The organism is Pedococcus sp. NPDC057267 (genome assembly GCF_042668795.1).
In the GTDB taxonomy this organism is placed as follows: Bacteria; Actinomycetota; Actinomycetes; order Actinomycetales; family Dermatophilaceae; genus Pedococcus.
Window position 1 is genome coordinate 23260 of sequence record NZ_JBHUYG010000018.1, and the last position, 24583, is coordinate 47842.

At 72.5% G+C, this 24583-nt stretch carries 21 protein-coding genes; 12 read left to right on the top strand and 9 right to left on the bottom strand.

Translation table 11 applies throughout. From position 1 onward, the window contains the following. Nucleotide 1: 1 nt before the first annotated feature. From ACFUC1_RS06235 to ACFUC1_RS06250, 4 genes are all read right to left on the bottom strand, one after another. Complete coding sequence (locus ACFUC1_RS06235) at nt 2-2158, bottom strand: alpha-galactosidase (RefSeq protein WP_379117738.1); 2157 nt, start codon at nt 2156-2158, stop codon at nt 2-4. Further along, nucleotides 2155-3069, bottom strand: coding sequence for a carbohydrate ABC transporter permease (locus ACFUC1_RS06240; RefSeq protein ID WP_379117741.1), 915 nt, complete (start codon nt 3067-3069; stop codon nt 2155-2157). Before ACFUC1_RS06240 ends, ACFUC1_RS06235 begins: the two co-directional genes overlap by 4 nt. 8 nt (nt 3070-3077) lie before the next feature. Further along, complete coding sequence (locus tag ACFUC1_RS06245) at nt 3078-3971, bottom strand: carbohydrate ABC transporter permease (protein WP_379117744.1); 894 nt, start codon at nt 3969-3971, stop codon at nt 3078-3080. Nucleotides 3972-4039: 68 nt separating this feature from the next. Further along, the gene (locus ACFUC1_RS06250) at nt 4040-5386 is read right to left on the bottom strand and encodes an ABC transporter substrate-binding protein (protein ID WP_379117746.1); all 1347 of its coding nucleotides are present in this window, start codon (nt 5384-5386) and stop codon (nt 4040-4042) included. A gap of 279 nt (nt 5387-5665) precedes the next feature. Between ACFUC1_RS06250 and ACFUC1_RS06255 the strand changes: the two genes are divergently transcribed. Genes ACFUC1_RS06255 through galK form a run of 4 tightly spaced genes read left to right on the top strand, consistent with a single transcriptional unit; the run spans nt 5666 to nt 10747 of the window. Then, the gene (locus ACFUC1_RS06255) at nt 5666-7651 is read left to right on the top strand and encodes a beta-galactosidase (RefSeq protein WP_379117747.1); all 1986 of its coding nucleotides are present in this window, start codon (nt 5666-5668) and stop codon (nt 7649-7651) included. 2 nt (nt 7652-7653) lie between these two features. Continuing rightward, the gene (locus tag ACFUC1_RS06260) at nt 7654-8460 is read left to right on the top strand and encodes a DeoR/GlpR family DNA-binding transcription regulator (RefSeq protein WP_379117749.1); all 807 of its coding nucleotides are present in this window, start codon (nt 7654-7656) and stop codon (nt 8458-8460) included. Next, the gene (gene galT / locus ACFUC1_RS06265) at nt 8457-9587 is read left to right on the top strand and encodes a galactose-1-phosphate uridylyltransferase (protein ID WP_379117751.1); all 1131 of its coding nucleotides are present in this window, start codon (nt 8457-8459) and stop codon (nt 9585-9587) included. The genes ACFUC1_RS06260 and galT overlap by 4 nt, the downstream gene beginning before the upstream one ends. Continuing rightward, entirely contained in the window at nt 9584-10747 is a 1164-nt protein-coding gene (galK, locus tag ACFUC1_RS06270; RefSeq protein ID WP_379117753.1) for a galactokinase, read from the top strand. Before galT ends, galK begins: the two co-directional genes overlap by 4 nt. Nucleotides 10748-10818: 71 nt before the next feature. Here galK and ACFUC1_RS06275 read toward each other — a convergent pair whose 3' ends face one another. Then, on the bottom strand, nt 10819-11622 hold the full coding sequence (locus ACFUC1_RS06275; protein ID WP_379117755.1) for an exodeoxyribonuclease III: 804 nt from the start codon (nt 11620-11622) through the stop codon (nt 10819-10821). A gap of 49 nt (nt 11623-11671) precedes the next feature. Between ACFUC1_RS06275 and ACFUC1_RS06280 the strand changes: the two genes are divergently transcribed. Continuing rightward, nucleotides 11672-13234 carry a S10 family peptidase gene (locus tag ACFUC1_RS06280; RefSeq protein WP_379117757.1) on the top strand — a complete coding sequence of 521 codons (1563 nt, stop codon included), beginning with the start codon at nt 11672-11674 and terminating at the stop codon, nt 13232-13234. A 37-nt stretch (nt 13235-13271) separates the two neighbouring features. On the opposite strand, the gene ACFUC1_RS06285 is transcribed toward ACFUC1_RS06280, so the two are convergent. After that, on the bottom strand, nt 13272-14753 hold the full coding sequence (locus ACFUC1_RS06285) for a polysaccharide biosynthesis tyrosine autokinase (protein WP_379117759.1): 1482 nt from the start codon (nt 14751-14753) through the stop codon (nt 13272-13274). A gap of 44 nt (nt 14754-14797) precedes the next feature. Here ACFUC1_RS06285 and ACFUC1_RS06290 point away from each other — a divergent pair, with 44 nt between their 5' ends. Genes ACFUC1_RS06290 through ACFUC1_RS06300 form a run of 3 tightly spaced genes read left to right on the top strand, consistent with a single transcriptional unit; the run spans nt 14798 to nt 16207 of the window. Continuing rightward, entirely contained in the window at nt 14798-15640 is an 843-nt protein-coding gene (locus ACFUC1_RS06290; protein ID WP_379117761.1) for a hypothetical protein, read from the top strand. Beyond that, the gene (locus ACFUC1_RS06295; protein WP_379117763.1) at nt 15637-15897 is read left to right on the top strand and encodes a hypothetical protein; all 261 of its coding nucleotides are present in this window, start codon (nt 15637-15639) and stop codon (nt 15895-15897) included. Before ACFUC1_RS06290 ends, ACFUC1_RS06295 begins: the two co-directional genes overlap by 4 nt. After that, nucleotides 15890-16207 carry a PqqD family protein gene (locus tag ACFUC1_RS06300; RefSeq protein WP_379117765.1) on the top strand — a complete coding sequence of 106 codons (318 nt, stop codon included), beginning with the start codon at nt 15890-15892 and terminating at the stop codon, nt 16205-16207. The genes ACFUC1_RS06295 and ACFUC1_RS06300 overlap by 8 nt, the downstream gene beginning before the upstream one ends. Here ACFUC1_RS06300 and ACFUC1_RS06305 read toward each other — a convergent pair. Beyond that, the gene (locus ACFUC1_RS06305; RefSeq protein WP_379117767.1) at nt 16204-16650 is read right to left on the bottom strand and encodes a hypothetical protein; all 447 of its coding nucleotides are present in this window, start codon (nt 16648-16650) and stop codon (nt 16204-16206) included. The two genes, ACFUC1_RS06300 and ACFUC1_RS06305, sit on opposite strands and share 4 nt — an antisense overlap. Before the next feature lie 267 nt (nt 16651-16917). Here ACFUC1_RS06305 and aqpZ point away from each other — a divergent pair, with 267 nt between their 5' ends. Together aqpZ and ACFUC1_RS06315 are read left to right on the top strand one after the other, a co-directional pair. Beyond that, on the top strand, nt 16918-17709 hold the full coding sequence (aqpZ, locus tag ACFUC1_RS06310; RefSeq protein WP_379117769.1) for an aquaporin Z: 792 nt from the start codon (nt 16918-16920) through the stop codon (nt 17707-17709). A gap of 122 nt (nt 17710-17831) precedes the next feature. Further along, on the top strand, nt 17832-20042 hold the full coding sequence (locus ACFUC1_RS06315; RefSeq protein ID WP_379117772.1) for an NADP-dependent isocitrate dehydrogenase: 2211 nt from the start codon (nt 17832-17834) through the stop codon (nt 20040-20042). A 114-nt stretch (nt 20043-20156) separates the two neighbouring features. On the opposite strand, the gene ACFUC1_RS06320 is transcribed toward ACFUC1_RS06315, so the two are convergent. Next, nucleotides 20157-21641: a cryptochrome/photolyase family protein gene (locus tag ACFUC1_RS06320; RefSeq protein ID WP_379117774.1), complete on the bottom strand. Its 1485-nt coding sequence runs from the start codon at nt 21639-21641 to the stop codon at nt 20157-20159. Nucleotides 21642-21806: 165 nt separating this feature from the next. On the opposite strand from ACFUC1_RS06320, the gene ACFUC1_RS06325 reads away from it, so the two are divergent. Then, nucleotides 21807-22304: a DUF2867 domain-containing protein gene (locus ACFUC1_RS06325; protein WP_379117776.1), complete on the top strand. Its 498-nt coding sequence runs from the start codon at nt 21807-21809 to the stop codon at nt 22302-22304. 43 nt (nt 22305-22347) lie between these two features. Here the strand turns inward: ACFUC1_RS06325 and ACFUC1_RS06330 are convergent, their stop codons facing one another. Next, entirely contained in the window at nt 22348-23421 is a 1074-nt protein-coding gene (locus tag ACFUC1_RS06330; RefSeq protein ID WP_379117778.1) for a GNAT family N-acetyltransferase, read from the bottom strand. Nucleotides 23422-23568: 147 nt separating this feature from the next. On the opposite strand from ACFUC1_RS06330, the gene ACFUC1_RS06335 reads away from it, so the two are divergent. Continuing rightward, nucleotides 23569-24558, top strand: coding sequence for a malate dehydrogenase (locus ACFUC1_RS06335; protein WP_379117780.1), 990 nt, complete (start codon nt 23569-23571; stop codon nt 24556-24558). Nucleotides 24559-24583: the final 25 nt, after the last annotated feature.

Below are 24583 nucleotides of genomic sequence, written 5' to 3' on the forward strand. Positions count from 1 at the left end.
GTCAGGTGAGGTGCAGCAGGAATCCCTGGGCGGGTGCGAGCACCGGCATGGGCAGCCCGACCTGCGACAGCAGCGCGCCGTCGAGGTGGAGGTCGCCGGCGAGCGCCTGCTCCCACCACCCAGGGGCCACGTGCTGCACGAGCGCCGGCAGGCCGGCCTCGGGCCGCACCTGCACGGCATACGTGCGCTCGGGGTCGAGTCCCGGCAGCCGGACGAGGCCGGGCGTCGCCCGCCGCGCGCTGTCGGTGCGCAGCACCGTGTATGCCGCCTGTGCCCGGTCCGCGGCGAGCGTGCCGGTCACGAGCAGCGTGCCGTCGTCGACGGCGTCGCGGACGAGGTCACCGGTGTGCAGCAGGCCGCGCAGCTCGCGGTACAGGCCCGACCAGGCGCGCAGCGCGCCGAGCTCCTCGGGCGTGCAGGCACTGACGTCCCACTCCAGCCCCGCGTGGCCCTGCAGGGCGACGAGCATGCGGAACGGCAGGTCGAACGTGCGGTGGGTGGTGTGCGCGGTCGCCGGCCCGACGTGGGTGCCCATGGTCTCGGCCGGGACCAGGAGGGAGGTCCAGCGCTGGATCTGCACGCGCTCGAGCGGGTCGTTGCAGTCGCTGGTCCAGACGCGGTCCGTGCGGGACAGCACGCCGAGGTCGACCCGGGCGCCGCCGCTGGAGCAGGACTCGATCTCCAGGTCCGGGTGCGCCTCGCGCAACCGGTCGAGCAGCGCGTAGAAGGCGACCGTCTGCTCGTGCACGGCGGGTCGGTCGGTGGCGCGGCCGTCGCTGCGGACCGCCTCGTGCAGGTCGCGGTTGTGGTCCCACTTGATGAAGTCGATGCCGAGGTTGCCGACCAGGGCGCTGATGTGCCGCTCGACGTGCGCCGCCGCCTCGGGGTCGGCCAGGTCCAGCACCTGCTGGTGGCGGGACTCGCGGGGCCGGCCCGCGCGGGGGCCGAGCACCCAGTCGGGGTGGGCGCGCACGAGGTCGGAGTCCTCGTTGACCATCTCCGGCTCGAACCACAGGCCGAACTCCATGCCGAGGTCCTTGACGTGCCGCACGAGCGGCTCGAGCCCGGTCGGCCACGCCTCGTCCGAGACCACCCAGTCCCCGAGGCCCCGGTGGTCGTCGCGGCGGCCGCCGAACCAGCCGTCGTCGAGGACGAACCGCTCGACGCCGATCGAGGCGGCCGTGTCGGCCAGGCCCTTGAGCCGGTCGAGGTCGTGGTCGAAGTAGACGGCCTCCCACGTGTTGAGGACCAGCGGCCGCGGGCCGGTCGCCCGCGTGCGGGTGGCCCGCTGGCGACGGTGCAGCCGACGCGAGATCCCGTCGAGGCCGTCGGTCGCGTGGACGAAGAGGACGTCGGGCGCGGTGTAGGTCTCGCCGGGATCCAGGCGCACCTCGCCGGCCTCGAGCAGCTCACCGCCACCGAGGACGGAACCGTGCATCCCGGCGCCCTCGGGCAGCCGCTCCACGAGGTGCTCGTGGTTGCCGCTCCACGCGACGTGCGTCGCCCACACCTCGCCCTGGCCGAAGCCGAAGCCGGACGTCCCGGCCAGGAGCAGCAGGGTCGCGTCGTGGCCGGTGCGTCCACGCCGGGAGGCGCGCAGGTGCGTGCCCTCGTGGAGTGCGCTGCGCTGCGGCGAGCGCTCGCGACACCAGCGCCCGGTGAGGTCGAGCACCTCCGTGGCGCGGGACGGCAGGGGCAGCACCGCCCGCAGCGCCGTCAGGTCGAGCGGGGCGGCGCCGTCGTCCGCGGCCGGCCCGGTGTTCGTCACGGAGCGGCCGACGCGCAGCACCCCGTGGTCGTCGAGCTCGAGCACGACCTGGACCCGGACCCCTCCGTCCTCGGCGACCGTGCGGACGGTGCCTGCACCCTCGCGGGTCGTGGTGCCCCGCCACCGCGGCGCCGTCGCGCCGCCGGCGCGGTGCGCGGCATACGCCGGGGTGCCCAGCCAGCCGTCGCCGCCCGTGGGCAGCAGCGTGAGCGGCCACGGCTGGTCCAGCGCGTTCGGGGGCACGGGACCCTGCGCGAGCAGGGGCAGCGCCTCGACCGCGCCGTCCGGCAGGTCGGCGCCCCAGTGCAGGACGCGCGGGAGGCCCGGCCCCGAGGTGTCGAGCACCACGAGGGTGCCGGCGGATCGGAGGACCTCGAGGTCGGGACTCATCCCTTGGTGGCTCCCAGCGTCAGGCCGGCGACGAACTGCTTCTGCAGGACGAAGAAGATGATCAGGGTCGGCAGGGCGATCACGACCGAACCGGCCGCGACGAGGTTGAAGTCCGTGAAGAACTGGCCCCGCAGGTTGTTGATCGAGCTCGTCACGGGGAACTTGTCACCGGACTGGAGCAGCACGGTCGCCCAGAAGAACTCGTTGTAGATCCAGGTGACCTCCAGCGTCGCCAGCGCGGCCAGCGGAGGACGGCACAACGGGAGCGTCATCTGGAAGAACTGGCGCAGCACGCCGGCACCGTCGACGACCGCCGACTCGTACAGCTCGCGCGGCAGTGCCTTCATGTAGTTCGACAGGACGAAGGCGCAGAATCCCGTCTGGAAGGCGACGTTGACCGCGATCAGGCCCCAGTAGCTGTTGAGCAGGGTCCCGGACTCGCTGAACCAGAACGGGACCTCGATCGAACGGAACATGCGGTAGACCGGGATGAGCAGGGCCTGCGGCGGCAGGAGGTTGGCCGCCGTGAACACACCCAGCAGCGCCAGGTTGAACTTCCACGAGAACCGCGCGACGACGAAGGCCACGCAGCACGAGAGGAAGAGCGTGAGCAGCACAGCCGGGATGGTGATGTATGCCGAGTTGAGCATGGTGTGCGTGAAGTCGGCCTGCTGCCACGCGTCCTTGTAGTTCTGCAGGGTGAACCCGCCGAACGAGAAGTACCCGTGCTTGCTCGTGTAGGCGTAGTCGCGGAAGCTCCCCAGCAACGCGTAGGCCACGGGGAAGATCCACACCAGGGCGACGACGGCGAGGAAGACCTGGGTGGCGAGGCGGCCACGGCTGCCGCCCACCGGTTGCGGTCGGCCGCTCTTGCCCAGGAGGGCCTTGGTGGCCGCGTTTCCCGAATCCACGACGGCACTCATCGTTGCTCCTTGAAGGCGTACCGCAGGTAGATGGCGACGAACACGCTCGAGATGAGCAGCATCATCGTCGCCATGGCCGAGCCGAAGCCGATGCGGCTGGCCTCGCCAACGATGTTGCTCGTGACGAGCGTGGAGATGAGCTCCAGGCCGTTGCGTCCCTTGTTGATGACCCAGACGAGGTCGAAGGCGCGCAGCGACTCGATGACCGTGACGACGAGCACGATGGCGTTGATCGGCGCCATGACCGGGAACACCACCCGGAAGAAGGTGGTCCGCTCGTTGGCCCCGTCGACGCGGGCGGCCTCGCGCAGGCTCGGGTCGACGCCCTTCAGCCCGGCCAGGTACAGCAGCATGATGTAGCCGACGTGCCGCCAGCTCGCCGCGATGAGGGCGGCCCAGAGGTTGTAGCGCTGGTCGCCGTACCAGTCGATGGTGCTGCCGGTGACCTGGTTGATGAGGCCCTGGTCGCGGCTGTAGATCAGCTGCCAGATGAAGCCGACGAGGGCCAGCGACAGGACGACCGGCAGGTAGATGGCCGTCTGGTAGATCCGGGACCCGCGCAGCTCGCGGTCCAGCAGCACGGCCAGGAAGAGGCCGAACGGCGTGGCCACCAAGAACAGCCCACCCAGCCAGATCAGGTTGTGCTGCACCGCCGGCCAGAACGGCGGGTAGATGCTCACGACGTCCTGGTAGTTCTTCAGCCCGATCACCTTGGCCGAGGAGATCGGCCCGATGCCGTCCCAGTCGGTGAAGGACAGCAGGACCGAGCCGATGGCCGGCACCCATACCAGCCAGAGCACCAGCGCAGTCGGGACCGCGATCATCAACGCCACGACCACCCGGTCGACCGGGCTGAGGTGGTCGATGCCCTTGTACTTGCGTCTCGCCACGAGAACCTCCTCGGTGGGGGGCGAGCACGAGGGCCCGGGCGGGTCAGGCCCGCCCGGGCCCTGGTGGCTCAGGAGCCGAAGATGCTCTTCTTCTGGTTCTCGATGCTGTTGCAGAGCCCGTCGATGTCCTTCGGGTTCTTGATGAAGGTCTGGATCGCGGGGATCATCACGGTCGACGCGAAGTCGGGCCGGGTGTCGCGGTCCATGAACTGCGCGATGGACTTGGCCTGCTTGACGAACTCGACCGACTTCTTCTGCAGGGCGGTGTAGCTGCCCTGGTCGGCCTGGTCGGTCGTCGCGATGACCGAGGGGTCGGCCTTGACGGCGAGGTTCTGGGCATCCGCGGACCCGAGGTAGGCGAGGAGCTTCTTGGCGCCCGCCTCGTTCTTGGGCCGCTTGGCCATCATGTAGCCGTCGATCGGCGCCTCGATCGCGTCCGCACCGATGGTGGAGTCGACCTCGGGGAAGTTGAAGAAGTCGAGGTCGTCCTGCTCGGCGCCCTTGGTGAACTGCTGGGCGACGAATGCGCCGAGCACATAGGTCCCCGCCTTCTTCTGCTGGAGGGCCTGTGCGGCCTCCTGCCAGGTGCGGCCGAGGGAGTCCGGCTGGTGCAGGTCGAGCAGCCCGGCCCAGGTGTCGAAGACCTTCTTCACCTTGTCGCCGTTCCAGGCCTCCTTGCCGGCCATGAGGCTGACGTGGAAGTCGTAGCCGTTGATGCGCAGGTTGAGCTGGTCGAAGGTGCCCATCGCGGGCCAGCCGTCCTTGTCGCCGAACGCGATCGGGACGAGGCCGTCCTTCTTCATCTTGGCGCCGAGCGTCTTGAAGTCGTCCAGCGTCTTGGGGACCTCGTAGCCCTTCTCCTGGAAGACGCTCTTGCGGTAGAAGACGGCCCACGGGTAGTAGGTGGACGGCACGAAGTACTGCTTGCCGTCGTCCCCGGTGGACGCCTTCTTCAGCGCGTCGGACATGCCGGAGAGGTTCTTCCACACGTCCGAGATGTCACCGGCCAGGCCCTTGTCGGCGAAGAACCGCATGCGGTACCCGGAGAACCAGGTCCACACGTCGTCCGGCGAGCCCTGCAGGTAGTTGTTGATGTTCTCCTGGAACGTGTTGTGGTCGATCGTGTTGATCTTGACCGTGATCCCGGAGTTGGCCTTCTGGAACGCGTCGACCACGGACTGGACGGCGGCCTTCGGCACGGCGTCCGACTGGTTCGAGCCGAGGGTGACGGTGCCGGTGGCCTTGCCACCGCCGCCGCTGGAGCTCCCGCCGCCACACGCGGCGAGCAGGGAGGGTGCGGCCAGCAGCGTCCCGGCGCCCAGGGCACCGCGCAGCAGGGTCCGGCGGTCCACGCCACGGACGGACGGCGGGACAAGGCTGGCGAGGTACTCGGCCTCGGTGGCGGGGCGGGTCATTTCGGTCTCCTTTGACGCGACGACGATGTGCCGAGGGCTCCGGATCGATAGCCACACATTCGATCAGAAACCAACAGCTCCGGACTGAGAATGACCGTCCGCCATGTTTCTGTCAAGGGCTTGCGGCCGATTCGTCATCTTCCCGTTTTCCGCTCGTAACGTGCTCAATGTCAAGGACTTCCGGCCTGTAGACGCGGGCCGGAACCGAGGTGCGCGCCCGGGGTCCGTCCATGTTTGTTTCTGTTGACATTTGCCGACCGAGTCCCGACACTGACCGTCATGCGCTCATGGCCGAGTGACCGGGTCGCCTTCGGTGGCGACTACAACCCCGAGCAGTGGCCGCGTGAGGTCTGGGACGAGGACATGGCCCTGATGCGTGAGGCCGGTGTGAGCTTCGTGTCCCTCGGGATCTTCTCGTGGTCCTGGCTCGAGCCCGCCAAGGGCGAGTACGAGTTCGGCTGGCTCGACGAGGTCATGGACCTGCTGCACGCCAACGGCGTCGCGGTGGACCTCGCGACCGCCACCGCCACGCCCCCGCCGTGGCTCTCGGCAGCCCACCCCGACATCCTCCCGGTGGACGTCGACGGCCACACCCTGTGGCCGGGCAGCCGACAGGCGTGGTGCCCCAGCTCCACCGTCTACCGCGAGTACGCCCTGGCCCTGACCCGCCAGCTGGCCCAGCGGTACCACGACCACCCGGCCCTGGCGTTGTGGCACGTGTCGAACGAGTACGCCTGTCACAACATCCCCTGCTACTGCGACACGTGCGCCGCGGCGTTCCGGGTCTGGCTGCGCCGGCGGCACGAGACCCTCGACGCCCTCAACGACTCGTGGGGCACCGCGTTCTGGAGCCAGCGCTACACCGAGTGGGACCAGGTCCTGCCCCCGCGCCGGACGACCACGTTCCACAACCCGACCCACGTCCTGGACTACCGACGGTTCCAGTCCGACCAGCTGCTCGACTTCTTCCGCGCGGAGAAGGCCGTCCTGAGCGAGGTCTCCCCCGGCGTCCCGGTCACGACGAACTTCATGACGCTCGCGCACTTCGAGCACCTCGACTACTCCCAGTGGGCGCCCGAGCAGGACGTCGTCAGCACCGACCACTACGTCGTCGACGCCCTCGAGCACCCGCAGGCCGAGCTGTCCTTCTGCGGCGACCTGACCCGTGGCCTTGCCGGCGGCCGGCCGTGGCTGCTCATGGAGCACTCGACCAGCGCGGTCAACTGGCAGCCGGTCAACCCGGCCAAGGCGCCGGGCGAGATGACCCGCAACAGTGTCGTCCACGTGGCGCGCGGCGCGGACACGCTCGGCTTCTTCCAGTTCCGCCAGTCCCGGGCCGGCGCCGAGAAGTTCCACTCCGCCCTCGTGCCGCACGCCGGCCGCGACAGCGCGCGCTTCCGCGAGGTGGCCGAGCTCGGCGCCCTCGCGGCGCGCCTGGGCGAGGTCGTCGGCAGCACGGTCGAGGCACAGGTCGCGATCCTGTGGGACTACCAGTCGAACTGGGCGGCCACCGGTCCCGCGATGCCGTCGAGTGCCCTGCACCCGACCGCCGTTCCCCACGCGGTCCACCGCCTGCTGCGCGACCGGGGCGTGACGGCCGACGTCGTGCACCCCGGTGCCGACCTCTCGGCATACCGGGTCGTCGTCGTGCCCACCCTCTACTCGGTGACCGACGCCCACGCCCGGGCCGTGGCCGACGCCGCCGCCGCGGGTGCGCACGTCGTCGTGACCTTCTTCTCCGGCATCAGCGACGAGCACGACCACGTGCGGCTCGGCGGCTACCCCGGCGCCTTCCGCGAACTGCTCCAGGTCCGCGCCGAGGAGTTCTTCCCGCTGCGGGTCGGCGAGACCGTCGCCGTGGGCTCGGGCACCGGCACCCTGTGGAGCGAGGACCTCACGACCCACGGCGCCGAGACCGTCGAGACGTACGGGTCGGGCCCGCTCGCCGGCAAGCCCGCGGTCACGAGGGCGACCGTGGGCGAGGGCAGTGCGTGGTACCTCGGGACCCTGCCGGACGACGAGCTGCTCGGCAGCCTGCTCGACCGGGTGCTGGCCGACGCGGGAGTGGAACCGGCCGCGGCCGTCCCGCCGGGCGTCGAGGCCGTGCGGCGCAGCGGCGCGAACGGCTCGTGGCTGTTCCTCGTCAACCACACCGACAGCGAGCAGACCGTCCCGGCGTCCGGCACGAACCTGGTGCGCGAGGCGGCCGTCGGGCCGCAGGTGACGCTGCCGGCCGGTGGCGTCGCCGTGGTCCGAGAGTCCTAGCCGTGCTCGCCAGCCAGCGCCGCAGCCGGATCGCCGACCTCGTCGAGCAGACCGGGGCCGTCAGGGTGTCCGACCTCGTGGCCGAGCTCGGCGTCTCGGACATGACGATCCGGCGCGACATCGACCAGCTGGCGGACCAGGGTCTGCTCGAGCGCGTCCACGGCGGAGCGGTCGCGGTGAGCACGCCGACGAGCGAGGAGCCGGGCTTCCGCGCGAAGTCGACGCTGATGACGGCGCAGAAGCGGGCGATCGGCGAGGCGGCGGCGGCCCTGGTGGAGCCCGGCTCGTCGATCGGCATCTCCGCCGGGACCACGACCTACGAGCTCGCCCGGGCAGTCCGCGCCGTCCCCGACATCACGGTGGTCACCAACTCGGTGCCGGTGGCCCAGCTGCTGCACGAGTCGGGCACCCCCGGGCAGACCGTCGTCCTCACCGGCGGCATCCGCACACCGTCCGACGCCCTGGTCGGACCGGTCGCGGTCGCGGCCCTGCGCTCGCTGCACGTCGACCTGCTCTTCCTCGGCGCGCACGGGGTCGACGCCGCCGCCGGGCTCACGACCCCCAACCTCGTCGAGGCCGAGACCAACCGCGCCCTCGTCGCCTGCGCCCGCCGGACCTGCGTGCTCGTCGACCACTCGAAGTTCGGCGTCATCGGGCTCAGCACGTTCCTCGACCTCGACCAGGTCGACGTCCTCGTCACCGACGACGAGCTGTCGCAGCGCGCCCGGGCAACGGTGGCCGACCTCGTCGACACCCTCGTCGTGGCGCGCGACCACGGCCGCACCGAACGACGGGAGGGCAGCGCATGACCACCCACGGGGAGCGCGTCCGCGTGCGCCGCACCAGCCGCACCCTGGCGGACGGCCGCGAGATCATCTACTTCGACGACAGCCCGGACGCGCCCCCGCGTGAGGCGGTCGACGGACGCCCGCTCGGGGCCCGCGCGCACGCCGGCCAGGTCCGTCACGACGCCCTCGTGGGTGACTGGGTCGCGATCGCTGGCCACCGCTCGAACCGCACCTTCCTGCCGCCGAAGGACGAGTGCCCGCTCTGCCCCACCGGCACCGGCACCGTCCCGTCCGAGGTCCCGGAGAGCTCGTACGACGTCGTGGTCTTCGAGAACCGGTTCCCCTCCTACGCGCCCGTCTCCGACTTCGCGCCCGAGACCCGCTCCGACCTCGAGCGCTCGGGGCCGGCCCTCGGCCGCTGCGAGGTCGTCTGCTTCACCAGCGACCACGACTCGACCTTCGCCGAGCTGAGCCCGCAGCGCGCGCGCACGGTGATCGACGCCTGGGCCGACCGGACCGCGGAGCTCGGGGCCGTCCCCGAGGTGAAGCAGGTGTTCTGCTTCGAGAACCGCGGCCAGCAGATCGGCGTCACCCTCCACCACCCGCACGGCCAGATCTACGCCTATCCCTACGTGCCGCAGCGGTCGGCCGCGATCCTCGCCCGGGCACGCGAGCACCACGCCGCCACCGGGCGGCTGCTCGGGGCGGACCTGCTCGAGGCCGAGCGCCGCGACGGGCGGCGGGTCGTCCTCAGCGGGCGGCACTGGACGGCCTACGTCCCGTATGCCGCGCGGTGGCCGGTGGAGGTGCACCTCGCCCCGCACCGTGATGTCCCCGACCTCCCCGCCCTCGACGACGACGAGCGCGACGAGCTCGCGGTGCTCTACCTCGACCTGCTGCAGCGGCTCGACCGCTACTACGTCAAGAAGGACGGACGCGACGTGCGACTGCCGTACATCGCCGGGTGGCACCAGGCCCCGGCGAAGGAGGGCCGGGACGTCTCGCGCCTGCACCTGCAGGTCATGTCGGTGCTGCGCTCGCCCAGCAAGCTGAAGTACCTCGCCGGGTCGGAGTCGGGAGTCGGCGGCTGGGTCAACGACGTGTCCCCCGAGGACATCGCCGCCCGCCTGCGCGAGGTGGGTGCATGAGCACCGAGTCGTCCTCCGCGGTCTTCCGCGACGCCTTCGCCGCCGAGCCCGAGGGCGTCTGGTCGGCGCCCGGACGGGTCAACCTCATCGGTGAGCACACCGACTACAACGGCGGCCTGTGCCTGCCGATCGGGCTGCCGCAACGGACGTTCGCGGCCGTGCGCCGTCGCGACGACGGGCTGCTGCGCATGGTGTCGGCCCAGGGCGGGGACGTCGTCGAGGTCGATCTCGACGACGTCGGACCGGGTCGACCCGAAGGGTGGGCGGCGTACGTCGCCGGGGTCCCGTGGGCGCTGCGCCGGGCGGGGCACGCGGTGTCAGGCCTCGACGTGGCCGTCGACGGCCGGGTGCCCCTGGGCGCCGGCCTGTCGAGCTCGGCCGCACTCGAGTGCGCCGTGGCCGCGGCTGCCTCCGACCTCTTCGGGCTCGGCCTGCTCTCGGGCACGGCAGGGCGCACTGCCCTGGCCGCCGCGTGCGTCGACGCCGAGAACACCGTCGCGCAGGCACCCACCGGCGGCATGGACCAGTCCGCCGCGATGCTCGCCGAGCCCGGCCACGCCCTCCTGCTCGACTGCCGTGACCACCACACCGAGCAGGTGCCGTTCGACCTCGCCCGGGCCGGCCTGGCGCTGCTCGTCGTCGACACCCGGGCGGAGCACGCGCTGGTCGACGGCCAGTACGCCGAGCGGCGCGACAGCTGCGAGCAGGCCGCCCGCGAGCTCGGGGTCCCGACCCTGCGCGAGGTCGCGGTCGGGGACCTCGACGACGCGCTGGGCCAGCTCTCGTCTGACCTGCTGCGCCGCCGCACCCGTCACGTCGTCACCGAGATCGACCGCGTCGTCGAGGCGCGGGAGGCGCTGCGGCACGACGACTTCGAGCGGCTGGGAGCGCTGTTCCTGCAGAGCCACACCTCGATGCGCGACGACTTCGAGATCTCCGTCGACGAGCTCGACACGGTGGTGGAGACCGCGCTCGCAGCGGGGGCGCTCGGTGCGCGCATGACAGGCGGGGGGTTCGGCGGGTCGGCCATCGCCCTGGTGCGGGCCGACGCCGTGGACGAGACGATCGAGCGGGTGGAGGCGGCGTTCGCCGACAAGGGCTTCCGGGCCCCGCAGGCCTTCGCCGTGACGGCCTCGGGCGCTGCCGCGCGCGACTCCTAGACGGGCCTGCCCGGCCGGCCGTCCAGCCCGGCCGGGCAGTGCCACCTCGCACCTCGCACCTCGCGGCGCGGTCAGCCGAGGTCGTAGTCGACGACGACGGCGGCGTGGTCGGACCACCGCTGGTCGTATGCCGCGGCGCGGCCGGCCCGTGCGGCTGTCGCCCGCGCGGCGAGGGCACGGCTGGCCACCTGGTAGTCGATGCGCCACCCCGCGTCGTTGTCGAACGCCTTGCCGCGCCACGACCACCACGTGTACGGGCCCGGGCCCGGACCGTGGAGCCGGCGGTGGACGTCGACCCAGTCACCGTCCGCGAACCAGCGGTCGAGGTAGGCGCGCTCGTCGGCGAGGAAGCCGGACTTGGTGAGGTTGCCCTTCCAGTTCCTGAGGTCGTCCTCGCGGTGGGCGACGTTGAGGTCGCCGGTCACGACGGCCAGCGCCCCGGCGGCCGCCCACTGCGTGAGCCGCACGGTGACCGCGTCGAGGAACCGGTACTTCTCCTCCTGCCGGGGTGTGCCGGCCTCCCCCGTGTGCACGTACGTCGAGGCCAGGGTGACCGTCCCGGCCGGGGTGGCCACGTCGGCCTCGACCCAGCGCCCCGCCCCGTCGAAGTCGCGCGCGCCGACCGACGTCGCCACACGCAGCAGCGGGTCACGGCTGACGACGGCGACACCGGCGCGCCCCTTCGCCTCGGCCTCGGTGTGGGCGACGTGCCAGTCGCCGAACCCGCCGGCCTCCAGGGCCTGCGCGAGCTGCTCGTCCGAGGCCCGCACCTCCTGAAGGCAGAGCACGTCCGGCTGCTGCTCTGCCAGCCACTGCATGCCGCCGCGACGAGCGGCAGCGCGAACTCCGTTGACGTTGGCCGAGATCACACGCACCGGCCCATTCTCCGGGACCGGTCCGCCCTCCCCGCACTAGGGTGCAGCCATGGCCGACGACGCCCAGCACCCGCCCACCTCCACGCCCGCCGAGACCGCCAGGGCGGAGGGCTCCTCGACGACGACCACCACCGACACGACCACGGTGACGACGACACCTGCGCCGCCCAAGGACGACCTGGTCACCACGCGGCACACCCTCGCGGTGGGCCGGCGCCGCCTGCACTACACGTCCACCACCGGTCGGGTCGTGCTGCGGGAGGAGGTCTTCGAGGAGGACGTCTTCAAGGGGCTGCGGGCCAAGGCGGAGCTGAGCATCACGGCATACGTCGTGGACGCACCGGCAGGGACCAACCGGCCGGTGACGTTCGCCTTCAACGGCGGCCCCGGCTCGAGCTCCATGTGGCTGCACCTCGGCCTGCTGGGCCCGCGCCGCGTCGACTCCGGTGACGCGGGCGCCCTGACGCCGCCGCCGTACGGCCTGCTGGACAACCCGCAGTCGCTGCTGGCCGTCTCCGACCTCGTCTTCATCGACCCGGTGTCGACCGGCTTCTCCCGCGCCGTGCAGGGCGGGAAGGCCAAGGACTACCACGGCTTCACCGGTGACATCGAGAGCGTCGGCGAGCTGATCCGCATGTGGACCAGTCGCGAGAACCGTTGGCTGTCACCGAAGTTCGTCGCCGGAGAGTCCTACGGCACCGTGCGGGCGGCTGCGCTGGCCGAGCACCTGCAGAGCGCCCACGGGCTCTACCTCAACGGCATCATGCTGATCAGCTCGGTCCTCGACCTCGACACCGTGGAGTTCGACTACCGCAACGACCGGGCGTACGTCGACTACCTGCCGACGTATGCCGCGACGGCCCACCACCACGGCAAGCACGGCCGCAAGGCGCTGCGCACGGTGCTCGCCGAGGCCGAGGAGTATGCCGCGCGCGACTACCCGTGGGCCCTCGCCCGCGGGTCACGGCTCACCTCGGCCGAGCGCGCCGAGCACGTGCGCCGGATCGCGGCGCTCACCGGCCTGTCGGAGGAGTACGTCGACCGGGCCGACCTGCGCGTCGAGCACGTCCACTTCCTCACCGAGCTGCTGCGCGACCGGGGACTGGCCGTCGGCCGCCTCGACACCCGGTTCACCGGTCCCCTCCACCACGGCAACGCCGCGACGTGGGACGCCGACCCGTCGATGGACGCGATCCTCGGGTCGTACTCGGCGGCCCTCAACCACTACCTGCGCCAGGAGCTCGGCTACGGGCAGGACCTGGCCTACACGGCCAGCTCGTCGCGGGCGTACAAGGAGTGGTCGTTCAAGGAGTTCGAGGGCAAGCCGGTCGACGTGAGCGCCAAGCTGTCGCGGGCGATGCGGGCCAACCCCCACCTGCAGGTGCACGTGTCCTACGGGTACCACGACGCCGCGACGCCGTACTGGGCCGCCGAGGACGCCGTCGCGCACCTGGACCTGACGCCGCAGCTGCGGGCCAACATCGAGCACGCCTACTACGAGGCGGGCCACATGATGTACGTGCACGAGCCGAGCCGGCTGGCGCAGAGCGCCGACCTGGCCGCCTTCGTGACCCGGGCCAGCGCCCGCGAGGGATCCACCGGGCCCCGCTGACGCCACCGGGGGCACCCCCGGCCCGGTGCGCGGACTCCTAGGCCGACTTCGCGACGACCTGCTGCGCGACCGCGCCGGGGCCGGCCGTGGGGAGCACCAGCTGGTCCGGCTCGAGGGGCGCCAGCGCCACGGGCGCGACGGAACGGCCGCGGCCGTAGTAGTCGCCGTAGTGGCCGCTGTCCGTGGACCGTGGGGCGACCCGGTTGAGGACGACACCGAGGGTGCGTCCCTGCACGGCGTCGAGGTTGCCCAGGGCCGCGCCCAGCTGGCTGTCCAGCGTCTGCCCGGCGGCGACCACCACGAGGGCGCCGTCCGCCGAGGCCGTGAGGACCGCGGCGTCGGTGACGGGGAGGAGGGGCGGGGCGTCGACGATCACGGTGTAGCCCCGGTCGGCCAGGCCGCGCAGCAGCCGCCCCATCGCCTTGGACCCCAGCAGCTCGCTCGGGTTGGGCGGGGTGCCGCCGGCGGCCAGGACCGTGAGGTTCGGCAGCGAGGCGACGCCCTGGGCCACGTCGGCGAACCGGACCCGGCCGATGAGGACGTCGGTGAGGCCCGCGCCCTCGACGAGGCCGAACGACTCCGCCACCACCGGCCGGCGCAGGTCGCCGTCGATCAGCACGACCCGCCGGTCGGACAGCGACAGGGCGGCGGCCAGGTTGGCGGCGACGCTGGACTTGCCGTCGCCGGGCAGCGGGCTGGTCACCACGATGATCCGGGGTGGGTCGTCGACGTCCATGAACTGCAGGTTGGTGCGCAGCTTGAGGAACGCCTCCGCCGCGTGGGCGGGGTCGTCGCGCTCGGCGCCCACGACCAGCGGCACGAGGTCGCCGTCCCGGCGGACCATCGCCGGGCTCCGCGGGATGGTGGCGGCGACCGTCACGCCGAACATGCGCTGGACGTCCTCCGCCCGGCGCACCTTGCGGTCGAGCTGGCTGCGCAGCACGGCATACCCCAGGCCCAGCAGGAGCCCGGCGGCGAAACCCATCCCGACGTTGCGGGTGAGGTTGGGCGAGATCGGGGCGGTGGGCAGCGACGCGGACTCGACGGGCTCGAGCCGCAGGGCCTGCAGCGACGTGCCGGCCGGGTCCTCGACCTTGCGCACCTGGTCGCTGAGGGCGCGGACCCAGGCGTCGGCGAGGTGCTGGGCCGCCAGCGGCGACGTGGCACGCGCGCTGATCTTGATGAGGACCGTGTCGGTCGGCTGCGTGACGCTGACCTGGCCGATGAGGGCGGCGGGCGACGCCGTGAGGTGGAGGTCGTCGATGACCGCCTGCGCGGTCGCGCGGGAGGTCGCGAGGTCGACGTAGGACGCGGCGCGCGACTTGGCCAGGCTGTCGCCGACCGAGGCCTCACCGGTGGTCGTCGCGGACCCGGCGGAGACGAACCCGCTCGCGTCGGCCTGGTACACCTTCGGCGTGGCGAGGCTGAGGCCGGCCGCCGCGCCGATGCCCAGCAGGACCAGCAGCGCGACCCCGCGCCAGTAGGCCCGGACCACGCGCAGGTAGTCGGTCAGCTCCATGCGATCTCCCCCTTCGTGCGAAACCGTCCTCTACCCTGCGAGCTGTGACCGACGACCGGGGTGCGGCGCTGCGCACCGCCGTGTCGGCCATGGGCGTCGTGGTGGGCATCGAGGTGACCGGCGCCCGCGCCGGTGAGGTGCTGGCCCGGCTCCCGCGGCTCTGGGAGCACTGCCGCGCCGCCGGCGACGCGCTGCCCGAGGCGACGGTGCCGGTCCACTTCGACGGTCCGACCGTGCCCCCGGACGTCGAGGCGCACGGCCCCGTCCGCCACCGCACCGAGCCCGTCACCGCGGCCGACCTCGAGGACCTCCTGCAGCTGCTGACCCAGCGCGTCACCGTGGCGGCCATCGACGCGCTGGCCGGTCGCCACCTCATGCTCCACGCCGCCTGCCTCGCCGACCCGGCGAGCGGCCGCGCGGCCGTCTTCGTCGCGCCGGGCGGCACCGGCAAGACGACCCTGGTGCGGACCCTCGGCCGTGGCCGCTGGTACGTCACGGACGAGACCGCGGTCGTCCGGGCCGACGGGAGCATCGAGCCGTACCCGAAGCCGCTGTCCGTGCGTCGCGCCCCGGGCAGCCTCTTCAAGGACGAGACCGCCCCGAGCGCCGCCGGCCTGCAGGCACCGACGGGCCCGGTCCGGGCGGCCGCCCTGGCGGTCCTGCGCCGCGACGACGCGCACGTCGGCGCCCCGGCCGTGACGACGCTCGGCACGCTCGACGCGGTCGTGGAGCTCACGCACCACGCGTCGCACCTGCCGTCGCTCGAACGGCCCCTCCAGCGCGTCGCCGCGCTGGTCGAGTCCCTCGGTGGAGTGCATGTGGTGACCTATCGGGAGTCCGCGGATCTCGCGGAGCTGGTGGACGGCTGGCTGGCGGTGCCCCGGTGAGGGCTCGCCGGCTGCCGGTCGCGGACCGGGTGGACCGCGACGGGGAGTCCGTGGTGCTCGTGGGCCGCGAGGTGGTTCGCCTCTCGGCCCTGGCCACGACGCTGCTCGACGCCTGCCCGGACTGGACCGAGGAGGAGCGGCTCGTGGCGGTGCTGGTGGAGCGGTTCGGTGCGCCGCCCGGGGGCGACGACCCTGCTGTCCTGGTCGCCCGTGCCCTCGACACGCTCACCGGGCACGGGCTGGTGGAACGTGCCTGACGGCCTGTGGCGGCGCTGCGCCGAGGTCGCGGTCGTGGACCGCGGGTCCCGGGTCGTCGTGCTCCCGCTCGCAGACCCTGCGACCGGCCGCCCGATGGTGCTGGAGGGGCCGGCAGCTTCCGTCTGGCACGCCCTGGCGGAGCCGGGGACGAGCCGGGAGGTCGCGAGCCGGGTGGCCGAGGCGGTGGGTGTCCCCGCCGCCGAGGTGGAGGCCGATGTCGCCGGCTTCCTCCTGCGGCTGGCGGCCGTCCGTGTCGTCGAGCCCCCGCCCGACGACACGGACGCCACCCCCACCACCACGAGCCCCTAGACGATGGTGACGGTCACGGAGGCCGGCACGCCGTTCACCGTGTAGCTGACCGTGACGGGCATGCTCGAGTTCTGTGTCCGCAGGATGATGAACACGGCGTCCGTGTGGGTCGGGTCGACCGTTGCCGGCGGCGTGGGGATCGACGACGTCCAGGGGCCTCCCGCCGAGATCGCGGTGATCACGACCGCGTTGCTGCCCTGCACCCCCGCGAAGGACAGCGTGAACGTCACCTCACGGTTGCCGTTGACCGTGGTGCCCTTCTTGGCGGTGATGCCGCCGAAGAGGGCCGACCGCTGGTCCAGCGGCGTCTGCGACCCCTGGGCCGCCGGCGCGGCGACGGCCGCGAGGACGACGGGGACGGACCACGCCGCCCCCAGGTTGACGGTCCGTCTGCTGACCAGACCGTAGTCGGCGGCGCCCACCCTGCTGGGTCGCTCGTCCATGCTCCACCCCTTGTCCGGGGCCCCCGCAGGCCCCTCTCGTGTGGACCCATCGTGGCGGCTTAGTCAAAGAAATGCCTCGCTTTGGTAAAGAAAAGGTAAGGACGACTGTCCGGTTCGCCCGGGTTGGGTCTCATTCATCCGACGTATGCGGCGACCCGCCCCTCATCCGTTCGGCCGAGGGGCGCCGTGGGGGTGTGCGACGCGCGCCGGTGCGGGACAGTGGTCCCGACCGGGCCCACGGGGCCCGCCGTACCGGGAGGGACCCCCATGCGCATCCCCGCACTGCGCTCACGCCTGGCCGCCGAGGTCCTGGGCACGTTCTGGCTCGTCTTCGGTGGCTGCGGCAGCGCGGTCTTCGCGGCGAAGTTCCTGGCCCCGAACGTCGTCGCCGGCCAGAGCGTCCAGCTCGGCATCGGGTTCCTCGGCGTCGCCCTGGCCTTCGGGCTCACCGTGACGACGATGGCGTATGCCGTGGGCCACGTGTCCGGCGCGCACTTCAACCCCGCGGTCACGCTCGGCGTCGCGGTGGCCCGGCGGTTCCCCTGGCGGGACGTCCCGGCATACGTCGTGGCGCAGCTGGTCGGGGGCCTGCTGGCCGGGCTCGCCCTGTGGGGCATCGCCCGGGGGGTCCCCGGGTTCAGCGCGACCGGCCACCTGGCCGCCAACGGCTACGGCGACCACTCCCCCGGCGGCTACACGCTCGTGGCGGTGCTGTGCGCGGAGGCGATCCTCACGGCGTTCTTCCTCTACGTCATCCTCGGCGTGACCGACGAGCGGGCGCCGGTGGGGTTCGCGCCCCTCGCGATCGGGCTGGCGCTGACGCTCATCCACCTCATCTCGATCCCGATCAGCAACACCTCGGTCAACCCGGCCCGGTCGACCGCGGTCGCGTTCTTCAACGGGGACGGGGCGCCGGGCCAGCTGTGGGCGTTCTGGGTGGCGCCGCTGCTCGGGGCTGCCATCGCGGGCGCCACGTACCACCTCGTCACCGGCATCGACCGGCGCGACGAGGACATCACCGGAGTCGTCGACCCCGAGGACCTCACGCCCGTCGCCTGAGGCGCCGCGACCCCGGCTCCGGGTTCCCCGGGACCTGTCACTCCGGTAGGATTTGTCTTGACATCAAGATAATCGGCACGACCCAGCGAACGACCACACAGCGAGGAGCGTCCACGCGCACCATGGCCACGATCATCTACACCCTCACCGACGAGGCGCCGATGCTGGCGACCTACTCGTTCCTCCCCGTCATCGAGGCCTTCGCCGGCACCGCCGGGGTCGACGTCGAGACCCGTGACATCTCCCTCGCCGGGCGGATCATCGCCGCCTTCGACGACCAGCTGCCGCCGGAGCAGCGCATCGGGGACGCCCTGGCCGAGCTCGGCCAGCTCGCCACCACCCCCGAGGCGAACATCATCAAGCTCCCCAACATCTCCGCCTCGGTGCCGCAGCTCAAGGCCGCCATCGCCGAGCTGCAGGCGCAGGGCTACGACCTCCCGGCATACCCCGACGAGCCGCGGACGGACGCCGAGAAGGACGCCCGCGCGCGCTACGACAGCGTCAAGGGCAGCGCCGTGAACCCCGTTCTCCGCGAAGGCAACTCGGACCGCCGCGCTCCGGAGTCGGTCAAGAACTACGCCCGCAAGCACCCGCACTCGATGGGCGCCTGGTCGCCGGACTCCAGGACCAACGTCGCCACCATGGGCCGGGACGACTTCCGCTCCAACGAGCAGTCCGTCGTGATGCCCGCCGCCGACACGCTCACCATCCGGCTCGTCACCGACGGCGGCACCACGGTCCTCAAGGACGGGCTCAAGGTGCTCGAGGGCGAGGTCGTCGACGCGACGGTCATGCGCGCCGCCGCGCTCGACGCGTTCCTGCGCGACCAGGTGGCGCGGGCCAAGGCCGAGGGCGTGCTGTTCTCGGTGCACCTCAAGGCCACGATGATGAAGGTCTCTGACCCGATCGTCTTCGGGCACGTCGTGCGCGCCTTCTTCGCCGACGTGTATGCCGAGCACGGCGACGCGCTGCTCGCGGCCGGCCTCGACGGCAGCGCCGGCCTCGGCGCGGTCCTCGCCGGGCTCGACACGCTGCCGAACGGCGCCGAGATCAAGGCTGCCTTCGACCGCGCCCTGGCCGACGGCCCGGAGCTCGCGATGGTGAACTCCGACAAGGGGATCACGAACCTGCACGTCCCGAGCGACGTCATCGTCGACGCCTCGATGCCGGCGATGATCCGCACGTCGGGCCACATGTGGGGCCCGGACGGCCAGGAGCACGACACGCTCGCCGTCATCCCCGACTCGTCCTACGCGGGCGTCTACCAGGCCGTGATCGAGGACTGCCGCGCCCACGGCGCCTTCGACCCGACCACCATGGGCTCGGTGCCCAACGTGGGCCTCATGGCGCAGAAGGCCGAGGAGTACGGCAGCCACGACAAGACGTTCGAGATCGCCGAGGCGGGCCGCGTCGAGGTGGTCGACGCGGCCGGCGACGTGCTCATGGCGCACGACGTGCAGCCGGGCGACATCTGGCGCGCCTGCCAGACCAAGGACGCCCCGATCCGCGACTGGGTCAAGCTGGCCGTGACGCGCGCCCGCGCCTCGCAGACGCCGGCGGTGTTCTGGCTGGACGAGACCCGCGCGCACGACGCCAACCTCATCGCCAAGGTCAGGGCGTACCTGCCCGAGCACGACACCGAGGGCCTGGACATCTCGATCCTGTCCCCCGTCGAGGCTGCGACCCTGTCGGTGCAGCGGATCCGCAAGGGCGAGGACACCATCTCGGTGACCGGCAACGTCCTGCGCGACTACAACACCGACCTCTTCCCGATCCTCGAGCTCGGCACCTCGGCCAAGATGCTCTCGGTCGTCCCGCTCATGAACGGCGGTGGCCTCTTCGAGACCGGCGCCGGCGGCTCGGCCCCCAAGCACGTGCAGCAGCTCGTGGCCGAGGACTACCTGCGCTGGGACAGCCTCGGCGAGTTCCTCGCCCTGGCCGAGTCCTTCCGCCACGAGGCCACCACGACCGGCAACGCCCGGGCGCAGGTGCTCGCCGACACCCTCGACCGCGCGACCGGGACCCTGCTCGAGGAGAACAAGTCGCCGGCCCGCAAGGTCGGCCAGATCGACAACCGCGGCAGCCACTTCTACCTTGCGCTCTACTGGGCGCAGGAGCTGGCGAGGCAGACCGAGGACGCCGCGCTGGCCGAGGCGTTCGGCCCGGTCGCCGAGGCCCTGACCTCGAACGAGCAGAAGATCAACGACGAGCTGCTCGCCGTGCAGGGCCACCCGGCCGACATCGGCGGGTACTACCGGCCGGACCCGGCCAAGGCGTCCGCGGTGATGCGCCCGTCCGCGACGTTCAACGCGGTGCTCGCCGAGCTGCGCTGACCGAGCAGGTGGGCCCGGCCCGCCGCACCTCGTGACCTTCGGGGGTGCAGGAGTGACGAACCGTCACCCCTGCACCCCCGAAGCCGTGACGGGAGCCGTGTGCCGGGTCGCGGCTCAGGGGGCCGAGGCGCCGCGGCGGCGCTCCTGCTCCACGAGGTCGTCGAGGTCGGCCAGCCGGTGCCGCTGCTGCAGCGGCCTCGCCATCCGCAGGTTGCCCTCGAGCCGGTCGGCGGTCCGGTCGAGGAACGCCCAGTACCCGGCCGTGAACGGGCAGGCGTGCTCCCCGACGCGGACCTTCGGGTCGTACCGGCATCCACCGCAGTAGTCGGACATGCGGTTCACGTAGGCGCCGCCGGAGACGTACGGCTTGGTCGCCATCGCGCCGCCGTCGGCGTGCTGGCTCATGCCGACGACGTTGGCCGGCATGACCCAGTCGTACCCGTCGACGAACCGCGTCTGGAACCACTCGGTCAGGGCGTCGGGGTCGTAGCCACGTTGCGCCGCCCAGTTCCCGAGGACCATCAGCCGCGGGATGTGGTGGACCCAGCCGCGGTCGCGCACGCCCTCGAGGACGTCCCGCAGGCAGGAGGCCTCGACCGCGTCGGCGTCGAGCTCGTCGAACCAGGTCGGCAGGGACCGGCGGGCCGCGAGCGCGTTGCGCCGGCGGTAGGTCGGGCCGAAGTGCCAGTAGAGGTGCCACACGTACTCGCGCCACCCGACCACCTGTCGCACGAACCCCTCCACCGAGGCCAGCGGGGCGCTCCCGTCGTGGTGTGCCGCGACCGCCCGCTCAGCCACCTCGACCGGGTCGAGCAGCCCCAGGTTCATCGGCACCGACAGCAGGCTGTGCGCCATCGCCCAGTCGCCCCTGAGCATGGCGTCCTCGTGCGGCCCGAACGCGGGGAGCCGCTCGGTGATGAACCGCTCGAGGGCCGCCAGTGCCTCTCGCCGGGTCACTGCGAACAGGCGCGGCCCGTCCCGACCGACCGTCCGCAGCCCGTCCTCGCGCTCCCACCGGTCGAGGTCGTCGCGGACCTGCGCGTCGATCTCGTCCTCGCGGGGCTTGTAGGGCGCGGGCACGTCCAGCCGCTCGGCCCCCTTCGGCGGGGGCTCGCGGTTCTCCGCGTCGTAGGACCACGACCCGCCCACCGGGCCGTCACCGTCGAGCAGCAGCCCGAGCCGGCGCCTCTGGAACCGGTAGAAGTCGTCCATCCGCAGCTGGCGCCGGCCGTCGGCCCAGGCCCGGAACTCGGTGCGCGGCAACGAGAACCCGGGCGTCGGGTCGACGCCCTCGACCGTGCCGGTCTCCACCTGCCGGTGCACGAACCGCTCCGCCGACCGCGACGTCGGCTCGTAGACGCGCACGGGCTCCCCCACCTCGGCGAGCGCCTCGGCATACGTCGACGTGCGCAGGAGCACCGCGGAGTCGCCGAGCTCGGCCGCACGGTGGCGCAGGGCCGACAGGACGAGGTGCAGCTTCTGGCGGTGGTAGGTACGGCGCCCGAGCGCAGCACGGCTCTCGACGAGGAGCACCCCGTCGCGGCCGACGTCGAAGTGCGGACCGAGCTGGTCGGCGAACAGCCAGCGCCGCGTCATCATGCAGTCCCGCCCCTCGTCGTCCTCACCGGGCAAGTCTGGGCGACGGCGGCCGACCCGGCACGTCCGCACGCGGCCCCGCACCTCCGCGCTCTCTCTCACGCGAGCGCGACGAGCGGGTGCGCGCGACGCGAGCGCGGCCGCGCGCCAGGCCCTAGCGTGGGCGCGGTGGACCTCCCCGACCCGACCGGCCTGCTGAGCGGCACCCACACCGGCACGGCCGAGGTCCCGGTGGGACGGCTGTGGCGGGTCGTGACCTCGGTCGGCGGCGACACCGGGTGGTTCACCCCCGAGGTCGTGTGGGCAGCACGCTGCGGCGTCGACCGCCTCCTCGGCGGACCGGGGCGGCGCCGGGAGCGGCCCGACCGGCCGCCGAGGGCGGGCGACCTGCTCGACTTCTGGCGGGTCGAGGAGGTCGTGGCCACGGGCTCGCACCGTCGCCTCGTCCTGCGCCCGCTGACGAAGCTGCCGGGGACGATGCGGCTGACGCTCGAGGTCGACCGCGAGGCACCCGCGCGAAGCCGGCTCACCGTGCGGCACGTGTTCACGCCGTCCGGTCCGGCGGGGACCGTCTACGGCCTGACCACCGCCGCGGGCGACCAGGCGCTGTACGCGTGGATGCGCACCGCCATGTTGCGGGCCGCCGAGGCGCGCGACCCGGGCTGACACCCGCGTCTCGCGGTGGGTCCGCGTCCGGCTTGTGGCCAGCCTAGGGGGCGACGCCGTCCGTCACGGCGGGCGGCCGCGCACCGCCCAGGTCGAGCTTGTAGCCCTCGTGCGAGCCGACAAAGCCGAGCCGCTCGTAGAACCGGTGGGCGTCGGTGCGCGACTTGTTGGTCGTGAGCTGCACCATCCGGCACCCACGCCGCCTGCTCTCCTGCGCGACCCACTCCATGAGCTGGCCCCCGAGACCGCTGCCGCGCCGGTCGGCCGCGACGCGCACGCCCTCGACCTGCGCGCGCCAGGCGCCGCCGTGCGAGATGCCCGGGATGAAGGTCAGCTGCAGCGTCCCGACCACGTCGCCACCGTCGTCGAGGACGACCAGGAGCTGGTTGGGGTCGGCATCGATCGCCGCGAGCCCGCGCCGGTATGCCGTGAGGTCGCTCTCGTCCTCGCGGCTCACCCCGAGCCGGTCGTCGGCGAGCAGGTGGACGATGTCAGGCAGGTCGGCCTCGTACGCCCTGCGCACGAGGACCTCGCGGTCCCCGTCCCGGAGGGTGGCGAGGGTCTCGTCGCGGGCCGGCCGGCCGGCATACCCGTCCTGGGCGTCGTCGGAGCCGCGGTCGGCGTACACGTGGTCGATGGAGGCGTCGCCGGTGAGGAACCAGACCCGGCCGTCGTGCGCGAGCGCGCGGTCGAGCCTGACGCGCGAGCGCTCCATCATCGGGGGCAGGGAGTCCGGCGCGAACCAGCCCACCTCGAGCGACTCGTCGTCGTTGACGCGGGCCTCCCCGGAGACGTGCGTGGCGAGGAAGCACAGGTCGAGGTACTGCGCGCGGTCGCCGTTCGGGTACTCGATCGGCGGGAGGGTCCAGACACCGGTGAGGGTGTCGACGGTCGCGACGACGCCGGTCTCCTCCTCGATCTCGCGGCGCAGGCCCTCGGCGGGCTGCTCGCCCGGCTCGAGGATGCCGCTGACCAGCGCCCACTGCCCGTTGTCGGCACGACGGACCAGGAGCACCTCGCCGCGGTCGTTGCGGACGACGGCGCTGACACCGCTGAGCCACAGCAGGTCGGTGCCGACCCGTTCGCGCAGGGCCACGACGAACTCGGGGACGGGCATGGACCGACCCTAGCCACCCGGCATCCGCCGGACCCGGCCGGCCGCTCCCCGCGCGCGCAGGACGCGGCAACCACCCGGTCGGCGTGCGCGGCCGTCCTGCTAGCGTCGGCCGCAGACACCCCACCAGCGACGCGAAGGGTCCCCACCGTGAGCACTACCCCCGTCAAGGTCGCCGTCACCGGCGCGGCCGGCCAGATCGGCTACAGCCTCCTGTTCCGCATCGCGAGCGGCTCGCTCTTCGGCCCGGACACCCCGGTCGAGCTGCGCCTGCTCGAGATCACCCCCGCGCTCAAGGCGCTCGAGGGTGTCGTCATGGAGCTCGACGACTGCGCGTTCCCGACGCTGGCCAAGGTCGAGATCGGCGACGACGCGGAGAAGATCTTCGACGGCGTCAACCACGCCCTGCTCGTCGGTGCCCGCCCGCGCGGCCCGGGCATGGAGCGCGGTGACCTGCTCGAGGCGAACGGCGGCATCTTCGCCCCGCAGGGCAAGGCCCTCAACAAGGTCGCGGCCGACGACATCCACGTCACCGTCACCGGCAACCCGGCCAACACCAACGCGCTCATCGCCATGAGCAACGCCCCCGACATCCCCCGCGAGCGCTTCTCCGCGCTGACCCGCCTCGACCACAACCGCGCGATCTCCCAGCTCGCGGCCAAGCTGCAGGTGCCGGTCACCGAGATCCGCAAGATGACGATCTGGGGCAACCACTCCGCCACGCAGTACCCCGACCTGTTCCACGCCGAGGTCTCCGGCAAGAACGCCGCCGAGGCCGTGAACGACCAGGACTGGCTGGAGAACACCTTCATCCCGACCGTCGCCAAGCGCGGCGCGGCGATCATCGAGGCCCGGGGCGCGTCGTCCGCGGCGTCGGCCGCCTCCGCCACCGTCGACCACGCCCGCGACTGGGCGCTCGGCACCCCCGAGGGTGACTGGGTGTCGATGTCGGTCTGCTCCGACGGCTCCTACGGCGTCCCGGAGGGCCTGATCTCCTCCTTCCCCGTGACCGTCAAGGACGGCCGGTGGGAGATCGTCCAGGGTCTGGAGATCGACGACTTCTCCCGGGCGAAGATCGACGCCTCGACGGCCGAGCTGGCCGACGAGCGTGAGGCCGTGAAGGGTCTCGGCCTCATCTGACGCCCCCCGGACGGGCCGGGGACGC